This is a genomic window from Streptomyces sp. NPDC088553 (assembly GCF_044752965.1).
Taxonomy (GTDB): domain Bacteria; phylum Actinomycetota; class Actinomycetes; order Streptomycetales; family Streptomycetaceae; genus Streptomyces.
Window position 1 is genome coordinate 421,529 of the sequence record NZ_JBIVMG010000004.1, and the last position, 19,964, is coordinate 441,492.

Consider the following 19,964-nt stretch of genomic DNA (forward strand, 5'->3'; position numbering starts at 1 on the left):
GGCGGAAAAAAGACGGTGGTGCGCCGAAAGGAGGGAACCGCCGGACGCACGAAGTCATTCCCGTGTCCGGGGTGACAGCTGCACATGGGAGGATCGGTGCTGTTTCGAACGTGCCACGAAGGAGTGACCGTGCCCGGTGAGAATCTGTCCCGCGACGAGGCCCACGAGCGGGCGGCCCTGCTGTCCGTCGACGGGTACGAGGTCGTCCTCGACCTGCGCTCGGCGGTCGGCGACTCGGCCGAGACCGTGCGCACCTTCCGCTCGGAGACGACGATCCGCTTCCGTCGCACCGGCGAGGGCACGAGCACGTTCGTGGATCTGATCGCCCCGTCCGTGACCGCGGTCACCCTCAACGGCCGCTCCCTCGACCCCGCGGTCGTCTTCGACGGCTCCCGGATCGCGCTCGACGGCCTCGCCGACGAGAACGTCCTCGTGGTGGACGCGCGGTGCGCCTACAGCCGGACCGGCGAAGGCATGCACCGCTTCGTCGACCCGGAGGACGGCGAGGTCTACCTCTACACGCAGTACGAGCCGGCCGACGCCCGTCGGGTGTACGCCACGTTCGAGCAGCCCGACCTCAAGGCCCCGCACCGCTTCTCGGTGACCGCGCCCGAGGGCTGGACGGTCTGGTCGAACGGCGCGGGCGAGCGGGACGCCGAGGGTGTGTGGCGGTTCGCCGAGACGGCGCCGATCTCCACGTACATCACCTGTGTCGTGGCGGGTCCGTACCACTACGTCACGGACCGCTACACGCGGACGCTGGCCGACGGGACCGAGCTGGAGATCCCGCTCGGCGCGATGTGCCGCAAGGGGCTCGCCAAGCACTTCGACGCGGACGACGTCTTCCTGGTCACCAAGCAGGGCTTCGACTTCTTCCACGACAACTTCGACTACCCGTACCCCTTCGGGAAGTACGACCAGGCCTTCGTCCCCGAGTACAACCTCGGCGCGATGGAGAACCCGGGCATGGTGACCTTCCGCGAGGAGTACATCTACCGGGGCAAGGTGACGCAGGCGGCGTACGAGCGCCGGGCGAACGTCATCCTGCACGAGATGGCGCACATGTGGTTCGGCGACCTCGTCACCATGGTGTGGTGGGACGACCTGTGGCTGAAGGAGTCCTTCGCGGACTTCATGGGCTCCTTCTCGCTCGCCGAGGCGACCCGCTTCACCAACAGCTGGGTGACCTTCGCCAACAACCGCAAGGCCTGGGCGTACCGCGCCGACCAGCTGCCGTCCACGCACCCGATCACGGCCGACATCCGTGACCTGGAGGACGCCAAGCTCAACTTCGACGGCATCACGTACGCCAAGGGCGCGTCGGTGCTCAAGCAGCTCGTCGCGTACGCCGGCCGGGACGCTTTCCTGGAGGGCGCGCGCCGCTACTTCAAGCGCCACGCGTACGGGAACACCCGGCTCGCCGACCTCCTCACCATCCTGGAGGAGACCTCGGGCCGTGACATGAAGGCCTGGGCGAAGTCCTGGCTCCAGACCTCCGGCGTGAACACGCTGACGCCGGCCGTCACCTACGACGCCGAGGGCCGGATCACCGAGCTCGCGGTCCTCCAGGAGGGGGACGAGCTGCGCCCCCACCGCGCCGCCGTCGGCCTCTACCGGCTCTCCGGCGGGGAGCTCGTCCGGTACGCGCGCGCCGAGGCCGACATCACCGGCGCCCGGACCGCCGTCGCCGACCTGGCGGGCGAGGAGAAGCCCGACCTGGTCCTCGTCAACGACGACGACCTCACGTACTGCAAGGTCCGCTTCGACGAGGGTTCGCTCGCCACCCTGCGCGCGCACCTCGGCGACATCACCGATCCCCTGGCCCGCGCCCTGTGCTGGTCGGCGCTGTGGAACCTGACCCGCGACGCCCTGATGCCCGCCCGGGACTTCGTCTCCGTCGTCCTCGCCTTCGCGGGCCGCGAGACCGACATCGGCGTCCTCCAGATGGTGCACGCCTGGGGCAAGTCGGCGGTCACCCACTACGCGGCACCCGCGTGGCGCGAGGAGGGCGGGCGGCTGCTCGCCGAGGGCGCCCTGCGCGAGCTGCGGGTGGCCGAGCCGGGCAGCGAGCACCAGCTGACCTGGGCGCGGTTCTTCGCCGCGACGGCCTCGTCCGAGGCCGACTTCCAGCTCCTCGAAGGGCTGCTCGACGGTACGGCGAAGATCGACGGGCTCGACGTCGACCAGGAGCTGCGCTGGTCGCTGCTCACGCCGCTCGCCGTGCACGGCCGCGCGGACGAGACGCGGATCGGCGAGGAGCTGACCCGGGACGACACGGCGACGGGCAAGCGCCACCAGGTCCGCCTGCTGGCCTCGCGGCCCTCGGCGGCCGTCAAGGCGCAGGCCTGGGCGCAGGTCGTCGAGTCGGACACCCTGTCGAACGCGCTCGTCGAGGCGACGATCGCGGGCTTCGTCCAGCCCTCGCAGCGCGAACTGATCGCCCCCTACGCGGAGAAGTACTTCGCGGTCATCGAGCGGCTGTGGGCCGAGCGGTCGATCCAGATCGGCATGGACATCGTCCGGGGCCTGTTCCCGGGGCTCCAGGACGACGAGGCGACGCTGGCCGCGACGGACGTCTGGCTGGCGGCGCACGAGGCGGCCGCCCCGGCCCTTCGCAGGCTGGTCCTGGAGTCGCGGGACGACCTGGCGCGGGCGCTGCGGGCGCAGGACTGCGACCGCCTGGCCGGCTGACGCCCTCGGTCGATCACGGTGGGGGTCGCGGACTTCGGTCCGCGGCCCCCTCCGGTATTTCCGGGCCCGTCGCGGGGGCGGGCGGGGGGCCGAGGAGGGAGCGAGCGGGGGGCGGCCCGGGGCGGGCCCCTCATCGGCACTCGAACGCGCGTACTTTAGGACGGGGTTGTCCCCAATTGTCGACGAACGTGTAACAGGGGTTAGGGCGGCCTTCGGGAGCGGAAGACCCCCGGCATGAACCACAACACCCCCATCACCCCCCGCCCCCTCCCCCTCTCCCCCCACACCGGCCGGGCACAACGCCTCGCGTCCGCCGACCAGTTGAGGGCCCAGGGCATCCCCGCCGGCGAGGTCGCCGCGCGCTGCCGCCCGGGCGCCTGGCAGCAGCTCCTCCCCGGCGTCTTCCTGCTCCAGCCGGGGCCCCCCACCAGCGAGGACCGGCTCCACGCCGCGCTCCTCTACGCCCGCAGGACCGGGGCCGTACCCCCGCAGGGTCCCGACGCGATGATCACCGGGCTCGCCGCGCTGACCCTGCACCGCTTCTCCTCCGCTCCCCCGCTCACCGCCGTGGACCGGATCGACGTCCTGGTCCCCCGCACCCGGCGGCTGCGCTCCACCGGCTGGGTGCGCGTGGTGCGCGCCCCCGAGTCCCCGGAGCCGGTGGAGCTGACGGGCGTGCCCGTCGCCCCGGTCGCCCGCGCCGTCGCCGACGCGGTGTCCGGGCTCTCGGACGCGGAGGCCGTACGCCGGCTGCTCACCGAGGCGGTGCGCGGCGGACACTGCGAACCGGGCGCGGTGGTACGCGAGTTGAACCGGGCCCGGCTCCTCACCCGGCCGCACGTGGTGGACGCGGTGGACGCGCTGCTCGCCGAGGGGCGCTCGCTGTCCGAGGAGCGGCTGTACGAGATGGTGCGGGAGTTCGCCCTGCCGGACCCGCTGTGGAACGTGGACCTGCGGCTGCCGGGCGGCCCGCACCTGGGCGGGGTGGACGCCTACTGGCCCGACCAGGCCGTCGCCGTCGAGCTGGACACCCGGGCGCCGCGGCAGGACGAGGACGCGCTGTGGTCCGAGTACACCCGCAAGCGGGAGCATCTGGAGCGGCTCGGCATCACGGTCGTCCACCTCACCCCGCGCAAGCTGCGCGAGGCGATGGACCAGCAGGCCACCGTGGTGCGTACGGCCCTGATGGCCGCGCCCGACCGGCAGCCCGCCGCGTATGTCGTCGTCCTGCCGCGGTGAGGGGTCAGCGCTTCGGCGTGACGCCGCAGAACTCGGCCTCCAGGACGGCCGTGCTGTCGCCCGTCCAGTCGGCGTTGAAGTTCAGGGCGAGGGAGTGCCCGCCGTCGCGGGTGGCCTGGGCCTCGGAGGAGGAACCGTGGATGCCGCCACCGTGACCCCAGATCTCCTTGCCGCAGCTCAGCTTCTGCTTCATGAGCCCGAGTCCGTACCCCGCGCCGGGGAGTTCGGGGGACACCGGGACGGTGGTGGTCATCTCCCTCATCTCGGCCTTCGGGAGCAGCCGGCCCTTGAGCAGGGCGCGGTAGAAGGTCTGCAGGTCGTTGGAGTCGGAGATCATCTCGCCGGCCGCGGAGGCGATGGTGGGGCTCAGCTCGCTGACGTCGTGGACCTGCGCGTCCGGGTCGGCGGAGAGCGTGGACCAGGCGGGGGAGCTCGGCTTCGGCATCCGCACGTCGGTGCCGGGGACACTCGTGGCGCGGAGCTTGAGCGGCTTGATGATGCGGTTCTCGACCGCCTTGCCGTAGGGACGCCCGGTGACCTTCTCGATGACCATCCCGGCGAGGACGTAGTTGGTGTTGGAGTAGTTCCAGTCGGTGCCGGGGGCGAAGTCCGGCGCGTGGGTCATGGCGATGTCGACGAGCTGACGCGGGGTCCAGCGGTCGTAGCGGTGCTCCAGGAAGCCCGGGCCGAAGATCTTCTCCTGGAAGCCGGGGTCGGAGGTGACGCTGTAGACGCCGCTGGTGTGGTTGAGCAGCTGACGGACGGTGATCTTGCGGCCGTCGTGGCCGTTGCCCCGGACGACGCCGGGCAGCCACTTCTCGACCGGGTCGTCGAGGTCGAGCCGGCCCTCCGCCTGGAGCTGGAGGAGGACGGTGGCGACGAAGGTCTTGGTGATGGAACCGACGCGGAAGCGGTCGTTCCCCCGGCGCTCGCCGGCGGTGCCGGTCCAGTTGGCCCGGCCGTCCCGGGCCTGGGCCACGACCCCGGGCACACCGGCGTCGACCGCGGCCTGGAGCGCCGCCCGGGTGGCGGCGTGATCATCCGCCGGTGCCGAGGCCGTCGGCGCGGACGCCGCCAGGGCCGGGGTGGCGAGGGCCGTGGCGGTGAGTCCGGCGACCAGGACGGCGGCGAGGACGGTGCGGGTCGTGCGTACGGCTGACATGCGGGCTCCCCTGAGACTGTGCCGCGGTGCGTGTGCTGCGGTCGGCGGGGAGGACCCGGGGGCCCGCGGGACGGTTGAGCGGGGTCGCACCGGTTGAGCGGTTTTCGGCCGAACCCCGGCCGTGCGGTCGGTCCTCAGCTCATCGACGGATCGGCGAGCCGGGAGCGGCCGACCGGGGGCCGCTCGCGCCACAGGTCGAGGCCGATGTCGACGAGGCCGACGCGGGGCAGTCCGGGGACGGCGTCGAGCGGATGCCAGGCGGCGAGGTCGGTGGAACCGTCGGTCTCGTTGCGCAGCCCACCGCCGGTGATCCGGGCCTCGTAGATGATCCGCAGGCCCTGGAAGTCGCCGGGTCCCCCGAGGCGGCGCAGCCAGTCGCGGCGGATGGAGTCGATGCCGAGGAGGGCGGTGGGCTCGGTGAGATAGCCCGTCTCCTCCTCCACCTCGCGGACGACGGTGTCCACGGGCTCCTCGCCGTGGTCCATGCCGCCGCCCGGCAGCGTCCACCGTTTGGTGCCGTCGCGCGCCACCCAGCGGGCCAGGAGCATCTCACCGTCCCGCACGCACACGGCGTAGGCCGCCACCCTCAACTCCTTCTTCATGAACCGAGGTTAGAACCAGTACACGGGGTACGTCCGGCCGCTGACGCGGGCGGCTGCGAGGCCGACGGCGACGAGGAGGAGGCAGGCGAGCGCGAGAAGGCCGAGAAACGACCAGAAGGGGGGCGAGGTGAGGGCGACGATGACGGCGGTGGCGGCGGCGGGCGAGTGCGGGGTACGGGCGAGCATCATCACGCCCAGGGCGAGACCGCCCGCGACGGCGGCGCCCCAGAGGCCGGGCCCTGCCACGGTCAGGACGGCGAAGCCGGTGAGGGCGGAGAGCAGCTGGCCGCCGACGACCGAGCGCGGCTGGGACAGCGGCAGATCGGGAGCGCCGGCGACCAGGGCCATGCTCGCGGCGAGCGGCGGGATGAGCAGGGGCTGGTCGAGCACGGTCCCGACGGCGACCAGGAGGAGCAGCGCGGCGACGCTCCCGGCGGTCGAGAGGAGGAGGACCCGGGGCCGGGGGCGCGGGGGCGGGCCGGGGCGCCTGGGCGCGACGGCTGCCGCCGGAACCGTGGAGGGGGCGGTTTCGGCGGCGGTTGTGGGCAGGGTGGTGTCGGGGGCCGGGGTGGTGGTCACGGAGCGGTCCTCGGGGTGGGGTCGGCGGGTGGGTTGGCCGGGGAGTACTCCGGCGGCGACCAGCGCAGCGGGCTGCCGGCCGGGGTCTCGGCCGTGCGCTCGACACGGAAGCGGGTGACGCGTCCCTCGGGGCCGTACTCGGTGTGGGCGAGGCCGCTGAGCTGCAGGGTCGTCCCGGTCTCCCAGTCGAGGAAGAGCAGCCCCGCGCGGCCGTCGGACTCCAGGTTCCCCAGGGTCAGGAACATCGCGTTGCCCGGGTAGTCACGCCAGCTGAGCTCCCGGGGCGCGTCGACCCGGACGAACCCGGGGTTGCCCCCGCGATGACTGGTGTCGACCCCGTCGGACGCGACGGTGGCCACGAAGAAGGTGTCCGCCGTCCGGATCCGGCGCACCTGGGCGGGGGTGAGCTCCTCGCCGTGGTGGACGGTGCCGGTCCCGGGGCGGGCGGGATCGGAGCCGTACCACTCTCTCTTCTGGAGGTACTTCGGGCAGTTGGAGAACACCTGCTCGGCCTCGATCGTGACGCCGCGCGCGCTGGGGCGGGCGGTGCCGTTGAGGCGCATGCGGCGGCGGGTGCGGGGGTCGAGGGCGAGGGTGCCGACGGGTGTGCCGTCGGGGGTGATCGCGTCGGCGAGCGGGTCGTACGCGGGGATGCCGCCGGCGACGGAGACGGTGTGCGGGCCGGTGGCGTGGGTGAAGCCGGGCGCGCCGGTGAGGAGGCTCGCCCAGACGCGGCCGTCCCGGTCCGCGGCGCCGATCATCAGCATCGGCTGGGCCTCCAGGAAGGCGGCGGCGACGGGGCGGATGCCGGGGCGGACGGAGGGGGCGATGTGGGCGGCCAGGTCCTGGACGCCCACGCGGGCCTGGACGTCGATCGAGCCCTGGTTGTAGGCGGTCGCGTGGTCGTGGGCAGGCACGGGGTCCTCCAGTTCTAGAAGAAGCCGCAGGTCGGGGCGGAGTCCGACGGGGCTTCCGCGCCCTCCGCGCCCTTCGGGATCGAGATCTCCAGGCGGGTGCCGTCCGGGTCGTGGAAGAAGATGCCGCCCGAGGCCGCGCCCTCGCGGTGGGCCACGACGCCCTCGTACGCGAAGGTCGTGCCCCGGGCGAGCAGCGCGGCCTCGGCGGCGCGGACGTGGTCGAGGGACTCGGCCTCGAAGGCGAGGTGGTGGAGGCCCGCGCGGCCCGGCGCGTAGGCCTCGCCGGCCTGCTGCCAGAGGGTGAGGACCAGGCGGCCGTCCCGGCCGAGGAAGGCGAAGCGGCTGTCCCCCTCCGTGCCCTCGCCGAGCGTCTCGAAGCCGAGGACCTCTCCGTAGAAGGTGAGCGAGCGGTCCAGGTCGGTGACGTTGAGGCCGACGTGGTGGGTGGTGAGCGTGCCGATCGCGGTCATGGCGGTTCCATCCGTTCCTGGTACGACGGCCGGCCCTCTTCCGGGCTAACCTCTTAATTCGACTTTAGAGGTTAGATACGAAGGACGTCAACCGCTCACGTACCCTTGAGGGGTTAGTTCATCGAGGAGGGTTCCCGTCATGACCGCGATCGACCCACGGCCGCTCGTCGGCGAGCCCGTCTCCCTTGATCTGCTCAACACCCGCTGGAACGAGGAGGGCGGTCGGCAGGACCTGCTCGCCGGGGTCGGGGGGCTCACCGTCTGGCTCGCCGCCAACGGGCTCGACGAGCGGTTCACCGCCGACGCCACCACCCTGCGCCACACCCTCACCGCCCGCGACGCGCTCGCCGCGCTCGTCGACCGCCCCGGCGACCCCGCCGCCACCGCCCGCGTCGACGCCGTCCTCGGCCACGGCCGCATCCGGGCCACGCTCACCGCCGAGGGCCCCGGCGAGCGGCCCGAGTTCGCGGACCCCGCCTGGGGCCCCGGCTGGACCGCCGCCCGCGACTACCTCGACCTGCTGCGCACCGCCCCCGACCGGATCCGGGCCTGCGCTCACGAGGCGTGCATCCTGCACTTCTTCGACACCTCGCGGAACGGCACCCGCCGCTGGTGCTCGATGGCCGTCTGCGGCAACCGCGCCAAGGCCTCCCGGCACTACGCCCGCACGAAGGAGAGCTGACCCTCTTTCGTCCCGTCCCTTGGACAATGGATTGGACAAGGCGCCCCGGGACATACGCATCATGGACCGGCAGCAACCTGCACATACGTACGGAGGAGTCCCCGTGAAGGTCGGAATCGTCGGAGCCACCGGTCAGGTCGGCACAGTCATGCGCAGCATCCTGGCCGAGCGGAGCTTCCCCCTCGACGAGCTGCGGCTCTTCGCCTCCGCCCGCTCCGCCGGCACCGTCGTGGACGGCATCACGGTCGAGGACGCCTCCACCGCCGACTACACCGGCCTGGACATCGTCCTCTTCTCCGCCGGCGGCGCCACCTCCCGCGCCCTCGCCGAGAAGGTCGCCTCCCAGGGCGCCGTCGTGATCGACAACTCCTCCGCCTGGCGCGGCGACCCCGAGGTCCCGCTGGTGGTCTCCGAGGTCAACGCGCACGCGATCAAGGACCGCCCCAAGGGCATCATCGCCAACCCGAACTGCACCACGATGGCCGCGATGCCGGTCCTCAAGCCGCTCCACCAGGAGGCCGGCCTCACCGCGCTGATCGCCACCACCTACCAGGCCGTCTCCGGCTCGGGCGTGGCCGGTGTCGCCGAGCTGCGCACCCAGGCGTGCGCCGTGGCCGAGACCGCCGACCAGCTGGCCTTCGACGGCGATGCCGTCGCGTTCCCCGAGCCCGCCGTCTACAAGCGCCCGATCGCGTTCAACGTGGTCCCGCTGGCCGGCTCGATCGTCGACGACGGCTCCTTCGAGACCGACGAGGAGCAGAAGCTCCGCAACGAGTCCCGCAAGATCCTGGAGATCCCCGGCCTCAAGGTCTCCGGCACCTGCGTGCGCGTCCCGGTCTTCTCCGGCCACTCCCTCCAGGTGAACGTCCGCTTCGACCGCCCGATCAGCGTCGAGCGCGCCTACGAGCTGCTCAAGGACGCCGAGGGCGTCGAGCTCTCCGAGATCCCGACCCCGCTCCAGGCGGCCGGCAAGGACGCCTCGTACGTGGGCCGCATCCGGGTGGACGAGACCGTCGAGAACGGCCTCGCGCTCTTCCTCTCCAACGACAACCTGCGCAAGGGCGCGGCGCTGAACGCCGTGCAGATCGCGGAGCTGGTCGCGGCCGAGCTCACGGGCGCCTGACACCCGCGACGCCACGAGGGCGGCCATCCGGAGACGGGTGGCCGCCCTCGCGCGTCCGCCCGGGAAAGCTCCCGTGTTCGCCCTGGGAAATGTCTCGTGCGCTGCCGACACACCCCGTGGAAGGATGGGCCAAACATCACAAAACCGAGGAGTTGACCGGGTGCCTGGCACAAACCTGACCCGTGAAGAGGCTCAGCAGCGGGCAGCGCTGCTCACCGTGGACGCGTACGAGGTCGAACTCGACCTCTCCGGTGCGCAGGAGGGCGGCACCTACCGGTCCGTCACCACCGTCCGCTTCGATTCCGCCGAGGCCGGTGCCTCCACCTTCATCGACCTCGTCGCCCCCGCCGTCCACGAGGTCGTGCTGAACGGCCACGCCCTGGACGTCGCCGCCGTCTTCCGCGACTCGCGGATCGCGCTGGCCCACCTGGCCGAGGGCCGCAACGAGCTGAAGGTCGTCGCCGACTGCGCGTACACCAACACCGGCGAAGGTCTGCACCGCTTCGTCGACCCGGTCGACGACCAGGCCTATCTGTACACGCAGTTCGAGGTCCCGGACGCGCGTCGCGTCTTCGCCTCGTTCGAGCAGCCCGACCTCAAGGCGACCTTCCAGTTCACCGTGAAGGCGCCCGCGGGCTGGAAGGTCATCTCCAACTCGCCGACCCCGGAGCCCAAGGACGACCTCTGGGTCTTCGAGCCGACGCCGCGGATCTCCACGTACATCACCGCGCTGATCGTCGGCCCGTACCACTCGGTGCACTCCTCGTACGAGAAGGACGGGCAGAGCGTCCCGCTCGGCATCTACTGCCGTCCGTCGCTCGCCGAGTTCCTCGACGCGGACCACATCTTCGACGTCACGCGCCAGGGCTTCGACTGGTTCCAGGAGAAGTTCGCGTACGACTACCCGTTCGCGAAGTACGACCAGCTCTTCGTGCCGGAGTTCAACGCGGGCGCGATGGAGAACGCGGGCGCGGTCACCATCCGCGACCAGTACGTCTTCCGCTCCAAGGTGACGGACGCGGCGTACGAGCGGCGCGCCGAGACCATCCTGCACGAGCTCGCCCACATGTGGTTCGGCGACCTCGTGACGATGGAGTGGTGGAACGACCTCTGGCTGAACGAGTCGTTCGCCACCTACACCTCCGTCGCCTGCCAGGCCTCGGTGGCGGGCACCCGCTGGCCCAACGCCTGGACGACCTTCGCCAACGCGGAGAAGACCTGGGCCTACCGCCAGGACCAGCTGCCGTCCACGCACCCGATCATGGCCGAGATCAACGACCTGGAGGACGTGCTCGTCAACTTCGACGGGATCACGTACGCCAAGGGCGCCTCGGTCCTGAAGCAGCTCGTCGCCTACGTCGGCCAGGACGAGTTCTTCAAGGGCGTCCAGGCCTACTTCCAGGCCCACGCCTTCGGCAACACCCGCCTCTCCGACCTCCTCGGCGCCCTGGAGGAGACCTCCGGCCGCGACCTGAAGACCTGGTCGAAGGCATGGCTGGAGACGGCCGGCATCAACATCCTCCGCCCGGAGATCGAGACCGACGAGAACGACTCGATCACCTCCTTCGCCGTCAAGCAGGAGGCGCCCGCGCTCCCCGCCGGCGCCAAGGGCGAGGCCGTGCTGCGCCCGCACCGGATCGCGATCGGCTTCTACGACCTCGACGCGGCCGGCAAGCTGGTCCGCACCGAGCGCCTCGAACTCGACATCGAGGCCGCCGGGCTGACCGCCGTCCCGCAGCTCGTGGGCAAGGCCCGCCCGGCCGTCGTCCTCCTCAACGACGACGACCTGTCGTACGCCAAGGTCCGCCTCGACGAGGTGTCCCTGAAGAACGTCACCGCGCACCTCGGCGACTTCGCCGAGTCGCTGCCGCGCGCCCTGTGCTGGGCCTCGGCCTGGGACATGACCCGCGACGGCGAGCTGGCCACCCGCGACTACCTGGAGCTCGTGCTCTCCGGTATCGCCAAGGAGTCCGACATCGGCGTGGTCCAGTCGCTCCAGGGCCAGGTCAAGGCCGCCCTTGAGATGTACGCGGCGCCGGAGTGGCGCGAGGCCGGGCTGGCCCGCTGGACCGAGGCCACCCTCGCGCACCTCCAGGCGTCCGCGCCCGCGAGCGACCACCAGCTGGCGTGGGCGCGCGCCTTCGCGGCGACCGCCCGCACCCCGCAGCAGCTGGATCTGCTCGCGGCCCTCCTGGAGGGCCGCGAGACCGTCGAAGGTCTGGCGGTCGACACCGAGCTGCGCTGGGCGTTCGTCCAGCGGCTCGCGGCCACCGGCGTCTACGACGAGCCGGAGATCGCCGCCGAGCTGGAGCGCGACCGCACCGCGGCGGGCGAGCGCCACGCGGCCACCGCGCGCGCGGCCCGTCCGACGGAGGCGGCGAAGGCGGCGGCCTGGGCCTCGGTCGTCGAGGACGACAAGCTGGCGAACGCCGTGCAGGAGGCCGTCATCGGCGGCTTCGTGCAGGCCGACCAGCGCGAGCTGCTCGCCCCGTACACGGCGAAGTACTTCGCGTCGATCAAGGGTGTCTCGGAGACCCGCAGCCACGAGATCGTCCAGCAGATCGTGGTCGGTCTCTACCCGAGCCTCCAGGTCTCGCAGGAGACCCTGGACGCGACGGACGCCTGGATCGCCGAGCACAACCCGGCCCCGGCGCTGCGCCGCCTGGTGACGGAGAGCCGCGCGGGCGTGGAGCGTGCGCTCCGGGCGCGGGCGGCGGACGCGGCGGCGGCGAAGTAACGCACCCCGTAGGGAGGAAGGGGCCCCGGACCGTGTCGGTCCGGGGCCCCTTCGGCGTATCGGCGCTTCTCGCCGGCACCGGGCGGGTGCGGCTCGCGGCCGCGCTCAGCCGCCGAGGGCCGTGAACCGGGCGCGCAGGTCGGCCGCGCCCCGCTCCGTCAGCGCTCCGTGCAGCCGCATCCGGGCGACGCCGCCGTCGGGGAAGGCGTCGAGGCGGACGTGGGTGACGACGGCCTGGGCGGGGAGCTTGAAGCGGTGGAGGGTGTCGGGCTGGAGCCTGGTGCGGGGGATGATCTCGAACCACTCCCCCGTCTCGCCGTTGCGTCCCTGGAGGGCGATCCAGCCGGCCGAGTTGCCCTTGAGGTAGGCGGTGTCGATCTCGACGGCGCGGACGGCGCCCTGCGCGGCGAGCCGGAAGCGCACCCAGTCGTTGGTGCCGCGCACCCGGCGGCGCCGGTTCTCCCAGCCGTCGTCCATCTTGCGGGAGGTGCCGGGCAGGATGATCTGGGTCGGCGAGGAGTAGAACCTATCCGAGGCGTCCTCGTACGAACCGCCGTTGAGCACGGAGATCAGGTCGAGGGTGCCGAGCAGCTCCAGCCACTCGGGGTCGGGCACGACCTCGCCGTGGACGCGGAGGCGGGCGATGCCGCCGTCGGGGTGCTGGCAGACCCGGAGGTGGGTCCAGCGGCGCTCGGCGGTGACGGTGAAGCCGTTCTCGGCGTGGCCCCGGACGGGGGTCGGCGGGACGAGCTCCTCCCACTTCGCGTCCAGCAGTTCCCCGGGGCTGGGCGAGCCCTCCACCGAGGTGGCCTGGATGCTCACGCGCTGCGGGTAGTTGCCGCGGAAGTGGGCGGTGTCGACGATGATCCCGCGGATCACACCGGGGGCGCCGAGGCGGACGATCGCCCAGTCGTGGTCCTCGGGGGCGGGGAAGACGTTCTCGGCGTCGGCGCCGCGGCGACGGCGGGTCTCCCAGCCGTCCATGATCTTGCCCTTGTGGCCGAAGTGCTCGGGGTCGAAGACGGCCCGCTCACGGACGAGGAGGTTCTCCCGCTCGGCGAAGAACTCGTCGTTCGCGGCGACGACGCCGGCGCCGAGACGGCGGTCGGCGAGGTCGACCAGCTCGGTGAAGGGGAAGTCACCGGTCCGGTAGTCGGCGTACGGGTCGCCGCCGGAGTACGGGGCGGCGTCGTTGGCGTGCGGGTCCTGGTCCTGGCTCGTCTCGAAGGTCATGTGTCGACTGTGCGCCGCGGAGACCTGGTGGGTCCATCGAATGTTTTCGATGGGCGTCTTCAGTTCTGCTGAACGGTTTCCCGTTGGGCCGCCGCCTGCCGGAGCGCGGCGAGCACCCGCGCCACCGCCGGGCCGTCCTCCGCCCCGCGCCGTACCGCCGCGACGACATGGCGGCGCGGCTGGTCGGCGGCGAGGACGCGCATCACGACCCCGGCGCCGCCCCGGCGCTCCGCGGAGGCCATCCGGGGCACCAGGGCGATGCCCATCCCGGCCTCGACCATGGCGAGGATCGCGGTCCAGCCGGAGGCACTGTGGGCCTGTTCGGGCACGAACCCGGCGGCCTCGCAGGCGGCGGTGGTGATCTCCGACCAGGGGCCCGAGCCACCGAAGATCCACGGCTCGGCGGCGAGGTCGGCGAGCCGCAGGCCGGGCGCGTCGGCGTGCGGATGCCCGGCGGGCAGGGCCACGTCGAGGGGGTCGGCGAGCAGCGGGACCCGGCTGAACTTGGGGTCGCGCGCGGAGGGCGCGTGGGCGGCGAGCGAGAGGGCCAGATCGACCTCGCCGGCCGAGAGCAGCTCGTACGCCTCCGCCGCCTCGGCCTCCCGGATCCGGACGTCGAGCCCGGGGTGCGCGCTCCGCAACTGCCGTACGGCGGGCACGACGAGCGCGGGCACGGCCGTCGAGAACGCCGCCACCCGCACCTCTCCGGCCTCGCCCCGCAGATAGCCGTCGAGTTCGGCGTCGGCGCGCTCCAGCTGGGCGAAGACCACCTCCGCGTGCCGCAGCACGAGATGGGCGGCGTCGGTGAGCCGGACGCGGCGGCCCTGGGCCTCCAGGACGGGTACGCCGAGCTGTCTGGCGAGGTTGGTGAGCTGCTGCGACACGGCCGAGGGGGTCATGAGCAGCGCCTCCGCGGTCGCGGTGACGGTGCCGCGGTCACGGAGGGTGCGAAGGATCTGGAGCTTCTTGATGTCCCACTCGGTCATGGGGCGCAACCTATCCGGAGCTATGCGGCCCGGCGTGCGCCGGTCGCCGAGCTCAGGGCCACTCCGCCGAGGATGAGCACCATGCAGGCCACGCCGAGGACGCCGATTCGCTCGCCGAGCAGGGCGTACGAGAGGAGGGCGACGCAGACGGGCTGGAGGTGGTAGACGCCGCCCGCGCGGGCGGCGCCGATGAGGGCGATGGCCTTGTTCCAGGCGAAGAAGGCGACGGCGGAGGAGAGCACGCCGACGTGGACGAGCGGTCCGACGGTGCCGACGGTGGGCTCGAAACCGCCGTGGACCGCGAGGTCGGCCGCGTACACCGGGAGCAGCATCAGGGCGCCGAAGAGGAAGGTCGCATAGAGGAAGACGACCCCGCCGAGTCCCTCCGGCCGGCGCTTGAGCAGGGCGCTGTACGAGGCGAAGCTGAGCGCCGCGGCGAACATCCACAGGTCGCCGGCGCCGAGCCTGGTCGGCAGGGCCCCCTTGCCGACCAGGAGCAGCACGCCGGCGCAGGCGATGGCCATGCCCGTGACGCGCCGGGCGCCGAGCCGGGCGCCGCCGAACCGGTCGTACAGCGCCATGACCACCGGCGAGGCGGCCATGATCATGCCCATGTTGCCGGCGGAGGCGGTGAGTCCGGCCTGGTTGACGAGGGTGTTGTAGACGGTGATGCCGAGCAGCGAGGCGAGGACGACGAAGCCCAGGTGACGGCGGATCAGGTGCCGCTGCCGCCAGGTGGCGCGGGCGGCGAAGGGGGTGACGACCAGGATCGCCACGATCCAGCGCCAGAAGGCGGCCTGGACGGGCGGGACGGTGTCGTGCAGGGCGCGGGCGGCGACGAAGCTGCCGGACCAGACGACGGTGGCGAGCAGGGCGAGGAGCACGCCGAAGCCGGCGCCTCGGGCGGGCGCCGGCTTCCGGGTGTCGACGGGGGTCGGGTGGCGTGCGGTGATCAGGCTCATGGGGCCTACCGTCGCACTCCCGAACCTTCCAGGTCCATCGAAACTTCCTGACGATTCCCTTCAGTTGCGCTGAACGATTCGGCTACGGCACCCGCCTCGACGGCCGCTTCGGTCCCCTTCGGCGTACGGGGGCTCAGCTGGCCCGCCAGGGTGGCACCGAAGGCGATGGTCATGCCGAGCAGCTGCACCGCGCCGAGCGCCTGGCCGAGCGCCGCCCAGCCGATGATCGCGGCGGTGATGGGCGAGAGCGGGCCGAGGAGGGTGGCGGAGGAGGCGCTGAGCCGCTCGATGCCGCGGAACCAGAGGAAGTACGAGATCGCGGTGTTGCCGAGGGCGAGGTAGGCGTACCCGGCCAGGTTGGTGCCGGTCAGGGCCGGCGGGGCACCCTCGACCAGGAAGGCGATCGGCAGGATGACCAGACCTCCCGCGGTGAGCTGCCAGCCGGTCAGGGCGAGGGCGCCGACGCCCTCGGGGCGGCCCCAGCGCTTGGTGAAGACGACGCCGGCCGACATCGACAGGGAGGAGAGCAGTCCGGCGAGCACGCCGACGGTGTCGAACGCCGCCCCGGCCTTGAGGACCACGAGGCTGACTCCGAAGGCGGCGGCGATGGCGGTGAGCAGGGTCCGCGCCGTGGGCTTCTCGCCGAGGAAGAGGGCGGCGAGGCCGACGACGAAGAGCGGGCCGACCGAGCCGACGACGGCGGCGACACCGCCGGGGAGCCGGTAGGCGGCGAGGAAGAGCAGCGGGAAGAACGCGCCGATGTTGAGGGCTCCGAGGACGGCGGACTTCCACCACCAGGCGCCCCGCGGGAGCTTGCGGGTCAGCGCCAGGAGCAGGAGTCCGGCGGGCAGGGCGCGCATCAGGCCGGTGAAGAGCGGCCGGTCGGGCGGCAGGAACTCCGTGGTGACGAAGTAGGTGGAGCCCCAGGAGATCGGGGCCAGGGCGGTCAGTGCGACGACGGCTGCCTTGCGGGACATGACGGTCTCCCCCTTGCTGCGGATGCCGGTCCGGACGGCGAACTGGCTTGGCGGTAATTAACTTACCACTAAGCTACTTACTTGCAAGTGGCTTTCTTGCCATCGAGTCACGCGGAAGAGGAGACTGCTCGCATGGACACGAAGACCCCCGGCCCCGGCCCCGCCCACGACGCCGTCGACGCCATCACCGACCAGTGGGCGGCGGTCCGCCCCGACCTGGAGACCGTGCCGATGGCCGTCTTCGGGCGGATCTACCGGCTCGCGAACGCCATGCGCGGGCGGGTGGACAAGGCGTACGCGCCCTACGGCCTGGCTCTCGGGGAGTTCGACGTGCTCGCGACCCTGCGCCGCTCAGGGGAGCCGTACACGCTCTCGCCGCGCGAGCTGACGGCGACGCTGATGATCACCACCGGCGGGATGACCGGCCGGCTGGACAAGCTGGAGAAGGCGGGGCTCGTCACCCGCAGCCCCGATCCGCACGACCGGCGCGGACTGCGGGTCACGCTCACCGAGCACGGCAGGGAACTGGTGGACCAGTCCGTCTCGGCCGGTCTCGCGCAGCAGCGGGCGGCCCTGGAGAGCGCGCTCAGCGAGGAGGAGGCGGCTCAGCTGGCGGGTCTGCTGCGCAAGCTGCTGGCGACCACGGCGTAGGGGCCGGACGCGGTTCCGGACAGGTTCCGGACGCGGTTCCGGACGAGATTTCGCGCGCGGTCCGAGGCGGCTCCGCCCGGTTCCGCGCACGCGAGGGCGCCGCACGGTACGTCGTACCGTGCGGCGCCCTCGGCGAAGCGGAGGAGGAGGCGGTCAGGCCTTCTTGGACTTGTCGAGCAGCATCACCAGTCCGATGATGACCAGGAACAGCACCAGCGGTGCGGCCACGAACAGGCCGAGGGTCTCGATGACCGACAGCTTGGGGGCCGGGTCGTCGCCGTCGTCGCGAGTGAGCGCGAGCGCGGGGGACGACATGAGCAGCATCATCAGCGTCGTACCGGCCGCGAGCGAGCCGGCGCGCAGTGCGTTCTTCTTGTCCACGGTGCAAACGTAGCGAACACCTAATCGGACCGCGCGCCCGGGGGTGCCGTACGGGCGTCGGACGGGGTGGCACTGCCCTCCGGGACCGCCGCACACGCGTGGAGTTCGCGCAGCAGGGCGTGCGCCCGGGGCGAGGCGGCGAGGCGCTCCAGGGTCATCGGCTGCCCGTCCGCGTCCGCCAGCGGAAGCCGCCAGTTGGGGTACTCGTCCCAGGTGCCGGGCAGGTTCTGCGGTCTGCGGTCGCCCACCGCGTCCGGCAGCCAGACGCCCACCATCCGGGCCGGGGTGTCGAGCAGGAACCGGTGGACGGCCCTGATCTCGGCCTCCTCGCCCCCCGGGCCCTCCGGGAGCAGACCGAGCCGCTGGAACAGGCCCAGCCACTCGGCGGTCTCGGCCGCGTCCGCCGCCCGCTCGCGCGCCAGGTCTCCGGGGAGCAGGCCGAGGCGGTGCCGCAGGGTGACGTGATCGCCGGAGAGCCGGGCGGCGGTCGGGGGCAGGTCGTGGGTCGTGGCGGTGGCCACGCACTCCGCACGCCACTCGGCCGGGGCCAGCGGACGACCGGAGGCCGCCCAGTCCCGCTCGAACCAGAGCACCGAGGTCCCGAACACCCCGCGCGCGGCCAGCTCCTCCCGCACCCCGGACTCGACCGTGCCGAGGTCCTCGCCGATGACGAGGGCGCCGGCGCGGTGGGCCTCCAGGACGAGGACGGCGAGCATCGCCCCGGCGTCGTACCGGACGTAGGTGCCCTCGGTGGGCTCGCGGCCCTCCGGCACCCACCAGAGCCGGAACAGGCCCATCACATGGTCGATGCGCAGCGCGCCCGCGTGGCGCAGGAGTTCGCGCAGGAGTCCGCGGTACGGGGCATAGCCGGCGGCGGCCAGGGCGTCGGGCCGCCAGGGTGGCAGGCCCCAGTCCTGACCGCGGGAGTTGAAGGCGTCGGGCGGGGCGCCGACCGACATGGCGGCCGCGAAGGCGTCCTGCTGGGCCCAGGCGTCGGAGCCCTCCGGGTGGACGCCGACCGCCAGGTCGTGGACGATCCCGACCGCCATCCCGGCCTCGCGGGCGGCCGCGGCGGCGTCGGCGAGCTGCCGGTCCGTCAGCCAGGCGAGCCGGCAGTGGAAGTCGACCCGGGCGGCGAGGGCCGGGTCGTCGCGGACGACGGCCTCCGCCGCGCGCGGGGAGCGCAGCTCCTCGGGCCAGGTCCGCCAGTGGTGGCCGTGCCGTTCGGCGAGGGCCTGGTAGGTGGCGTGGTCCTCCAGGGCGCGGCCGCGCGCGGCGAGGAAGTCATGGAAGTCGGCGCGCCTGCCGGGGCCGAGCTCCACGCCGCCGACGACGAGTTCGAGGGCGCGCCGCTTGACCTCCCACACGGCGTCCCGGTCGATCACCGCGCCCTTGCCGAGGACCCGTTCACGCAGGTCGGCGGCGTCGGTGAGGATCAGGTCGAGCTCCTCGCGGCGCTCGGGGCCGACCAGGGCGTACTCGGGGATCTCCTCGATCCGCAGATGGACCGGGTCGGGGAAGCGGCGCGAGGACGGGCGGTACGGGGAGGGGTCGCTCGGCGCCCCGGGCACGCCCGCGTGGAGCGGGTTGACCTGGACGAAGCCGGCGCCGTGCGTGCGGCCCGCCCAGGTGGCGAGTTCGCGCAGGTCGCCGAGGTCGCCCATGCCCCAGGAGCGGGTGGAGAGCAGCGAGTAGAGCTGGACGAGCAGCCCGTACGCGCGCCGCTCGGGGGCGGGCACGCGCGCGGGGGCGACGATCAGGGTGGCGGTGGCGGCGCGCCCGTCGGGGGCCTGCGCCTCGACCGCGTGGACGCCGAGCGGAAGGTGCTCCCAGTCGTCCCCGGTGACGGCGGAGCCGTCCTCGGTGGTGACCCGGAGCCGAGTGCCGGGCGGCAGGTCCCCCGGCGGGCGGGCGGGCTCCGCGCCGCGCCACCGGACCAGGGTCGGGGGCAACAGGCGCTCTCGGTCGGCCCGTTCGGCCGCGGCGAGGGCGGCGGCGACCGCTTCCGGCGTCCCCGCGTCCACACCGAGGGCGCCGAGGACGGCCACCACGGTGGCGTCGGGCACGGGCACGGTGACCCCCGCGGAGGGGCTGTACGCGGTGGCGACGCCGTGCAGGGCGGCGAGACGGGCCAGGGTCACTTCACACTCCGGGGGACTCCGTGCCCGCACTTCCTGGGGCGGTGGGTTCGCTGGTGAGGGGGGCCGCCACGGTCAGGGGCGGCTCGCTGGTGAGGGGCGCGGCGTCGGGGAGCGGCGGTTCGCTGGTCAGCGGTTCGTCTGCCCTGGCCGGCTGCTGCGGAATCCGTATCCGTCCGAGGTGCGGGGCGGTCGTGGTCACGGGGGTCTCCCGATTCGTCTCGACTGGTGGGACTTGGGTAACGACTGAGCCCTACCCACCGCACCTCGTTTTACCGGCGGAAAGTGGCGAAGTGACGTCACCTCGCCGACGGCTCGCCGGGCAAAGCCGACACATCGGCCATGTGCATTGACACCTCAGTGCGACGGGTGGTGGGCTCGTGACCCACTCGTGACCAAACCGGCGAGCGGCCGGCGGCCCCGGCCGAAGGGAG

Annotated in this window: 18 protein-coding genes; 6 read left to right on the forward strand and 12 right to left on the reverse strand. The window is 72.8% G+C overall.

Translation table 11 applies throughout. The annotated features are described in order from the left end of the window. The first annotated feature begins 129 nt into the window (after positions 1–129). Positions 130–2,691 (forward strand): aminopeptidase N, encoded by a 2,562-nt coding sequence (gene pepN, locus ACIP8Z_RS15020; protein WP_402083171.1) that lies wholly within the window; start codon positions 130–132, stop codon positions 2,689–2,691. Positions 2,692–2,925: 234 nt separating this feature from the next. Continuing rightward, the gene (locus ACIP8Z_RS15025) at positions 2,926–3,930 is read left to right on the forward strand and encodes a hypothetical protein (protein ID WP_402083174.1); all 1,005 of its coding nucleotides are present in this window, start codon (positions 2,926–2,928) and stop codon (positions 3,928–3,930) included. 4 nt (positions 3,931–3,934) lie between these two features. Here the strand turns inward: ACIP8Z_RS15025 and ACIP8Z_RS15030 are convergent, their stop codons facing one another. The 5 genes from ACIP8Z_RS15030 to ACIP8Z_RS15050 all read right to left on the reverse strand — a co-directional run bounded on the left by ACIP8Z_RS15030 (position 3,935) and on the right by ACIP8Z_RS15050 (position 7,660). Beyond that, a complete protein-coding gene (locus ACIP8Z_RS15030; protein ID WP_402083177.1) occupies positions 3,935–5,092 on the reverse strand; it encodes a serine hydrolase domain-containing protein in 1,158 nt (385 codons plus the stop codon). 134 nt (positions 5,093–5,226) lie between these two features. Then, entirely contained in the window at positions 5,227–5,694 is a 468-nt protein-coding gene (locus ACIP8Z_RS15035; RefSeq protein ID WP_402083179.1) for an NUDIX hydrolase, read from the reverse strand. 9 nt (positions 5,695–5,703) lie between these two features. Continuing rightward, positions 5,704–6,273, reverse strand: coding sequence for an HPP family protein (locus tag ACIP8Z_RS15040; protein WP_402083182.1), 570 nt, complete (start codon positions 6,271–6,273; stop codon positions 5,704–5,706). Then, complete coding sequence (locus tag ACIP8Z_RS15045) at positions 6,270–7,190, reverse strand: pyridoxamine 5'-phosphate oxidase family protein (protein WP_402083184.1); 921 nt, start codon at positions 7,188–7,190, stop codon at positions 6,270–6,272. The genes ACIP8Z_RS15040 and ACIP8Z_RS15045 overlap by 4 nt, the downstream gene beginning before the upstream one ends. Positions 7,191–7,204: 14 nt before the next feature. Next, entirely contained in the window at positions 7,205–7,660 is a 456-nt protein-coding gene (locus ACIP8Z_RS15050) for a VOC family protein (RefSeq protein ID WP_402083187.1), read from the reverse strand. Between the two features lie 139 nt (positions 7,661–7,799). Between ACIP8Z_RS15050 and ACIP8Z_RS15055 the strand changes: the two genes are divergently transcribed. The 3 genes from ACIP8Z_RS15055 to pepN (ACIP8Z_RS15065) all read left to right on the forward strand — a co-directional run bounded on the left by ACIP8Z_RS15055 (position 7,800) and on the right by pepN (ACIP8Z_RS15065) (position 12,202). Next, positions 7,800–8,342 carry a CGNR zinc finger domain-containing protein gene (locus ACIP8Z_RS15055; RefSeq protein ID WP_402083190.1) on the forward strand — a complete coding sequence of 181 codons (543 nt, stop codon included), beginning with the start codon at positions 7,800–7,802 and terminating at the stop codon, positions 8,340–8,342. Positions 8,343–8,445: 103 nt separating this feature from the next. Beyond that, positions 8,446–9,465 (forward strand): aspartate-semialdehyde dehydrogenase, encoded by a 1,020-nt coding sequence (locus ACIP8Z_RS15060; RefSeq protein WP_402083193.1) that lies wholly within the window; start codon positions 8,446–8,448, stop codon positions 9,463–9,465. A gap of 160 nt (positions 9,466–9,625) precedes the next feature. Next, positions 9,626–12,202 carry an aminopeptidase N gene (pepN, locus tag ACIP8Z_RS15065; protein ID WP_402083195.1) on the forward strand — a complete coding sequence of 859 codons (2,577 nt, stop codon included), beginning with the start codon at positions 9,626–9,628 and terminating at the stop codon, positions 12,200–12,202. 105 nt (positions 12,203–12,307) lie between these two features. On the opposite strand, the gene alc is transcribed toward pepN (ACIP8Z_RS15065), so the two are convergent. From alc to ACIP8Z_RS15085, 4 genes are read right to left on the reverse strand one after another with little or no spacing between them, the layout of a single operon-like run. Further along, positions 12,308–13,435, reverse strand: coding sequence for an allantoicase (alc, locus tag ACIP8Z_RS15070; RefSeq protein WP_402083198.1), 1,128 nt, complete (start codon positions 13,433–13,435; stop codon positions 12,308–12,310). Positions 13,436–13,494: 59 nt separating this feature from the next. Continuing rightward, entirely contained in the window at positions 13,495–14,421 is a 927-nt protein-coding gene (locus tag ACIP8Z_RS15075) for a LysR family transcriptional regulator (RefSeq protein WP_402083201.1), read from the reverse strand. 20 nt (positions 14,422–14,441) lie between these two features. Next, complete coding sequence (locus ACIP8Z_RS15080) at positions 14,442–15,383, reverse strand: DMT family transporter (RefSeq protein ID WP_402083204.1); 942 nt, start codon at positions 15,381–15,383, stop codon at positions 14,442–14,444. Positions 15,384–15,388: 5 nt separating this feature from the next. Further along, a complete protein-coding gene (locus ACIP8Z_RS15085; protein WP_402083207.1) occupies positions 15,389–16,360 on the reverse strand; it encodes an EamA family transporter in 972 nt (323 codons plus the stop codon). Between the two features lie 132 nt (positions 16,361–16,492). Here ACIP8Z_RS15085 and ACIP8Z_RS15090 point away from each other — a divergent pair, with 132 nt between their 5' ends. Next, on the forward strand, positions 16,493–17,011 hold the full coding sequence (locus ACIP8Z_RS15090; RefSeq protein WP_402083210.1) for a MarR family winged helix-turn-helix transcriptional regulator: 519 nt from the start codon (positions 16,493–16,495) through the stop codon (positions 17,009–17,011). A gap of 153 nt (positions 17,012–17,164) precedes the next feature. Here ACIP8Z_RS15090 and ACIP8Z_RS15095 read toward each other — a convergent pair whose 3' ends face one another. Genes ACIP8Z_RS15095 through ACIP8Z_RS15105 form a run of 3 tightly spaced genes read right to left on the reverse strand, consistent with a single transcriptional unit; the run spans position 17,165 to position 19,732 of the window. Further along, the gene (locus tag ACIP8Z_RS15095; protein ID WP_266965942.1) at positions 17,165–17,392 is read right to left on the reverse strand and encodes a hypothetical protein; all 228 of its coding nucleotides are present in this window, start codon (positions 17,390–17,392) and stop codon (positions 17,165–17,167) included. Positions 17,393–17,412: 20 nt separating this feature from the next. Beyond that, positions 17,413–19,533, reverse strand: coding sequence for a 4-alpha-glucanotransferase (gene malQ, locus ACIP8Z_RS15100; RefSeq protein ID WP_402083213.1), 2,121 nt, complete (start codon positions 19,531–19,533; stop codon positions 17,413–17,415). A 1-nt stretch (position 19,534) separates the two neighbouring features. Then, positions 19,535–19,732 carry a hypothetical protein gene (locus tag ACIP8Z_RS15105; protein WP_266974076.1) on the reverse strand — a complete coding sequence of 66 codons (198 nt, stop codon included), beginning with the start codon at positions 19,730–19,732 and terminating at the stop codon, positions 19,535–19,537. Positions 19,733–19,964: the final 232 nt, after the last annotated feature.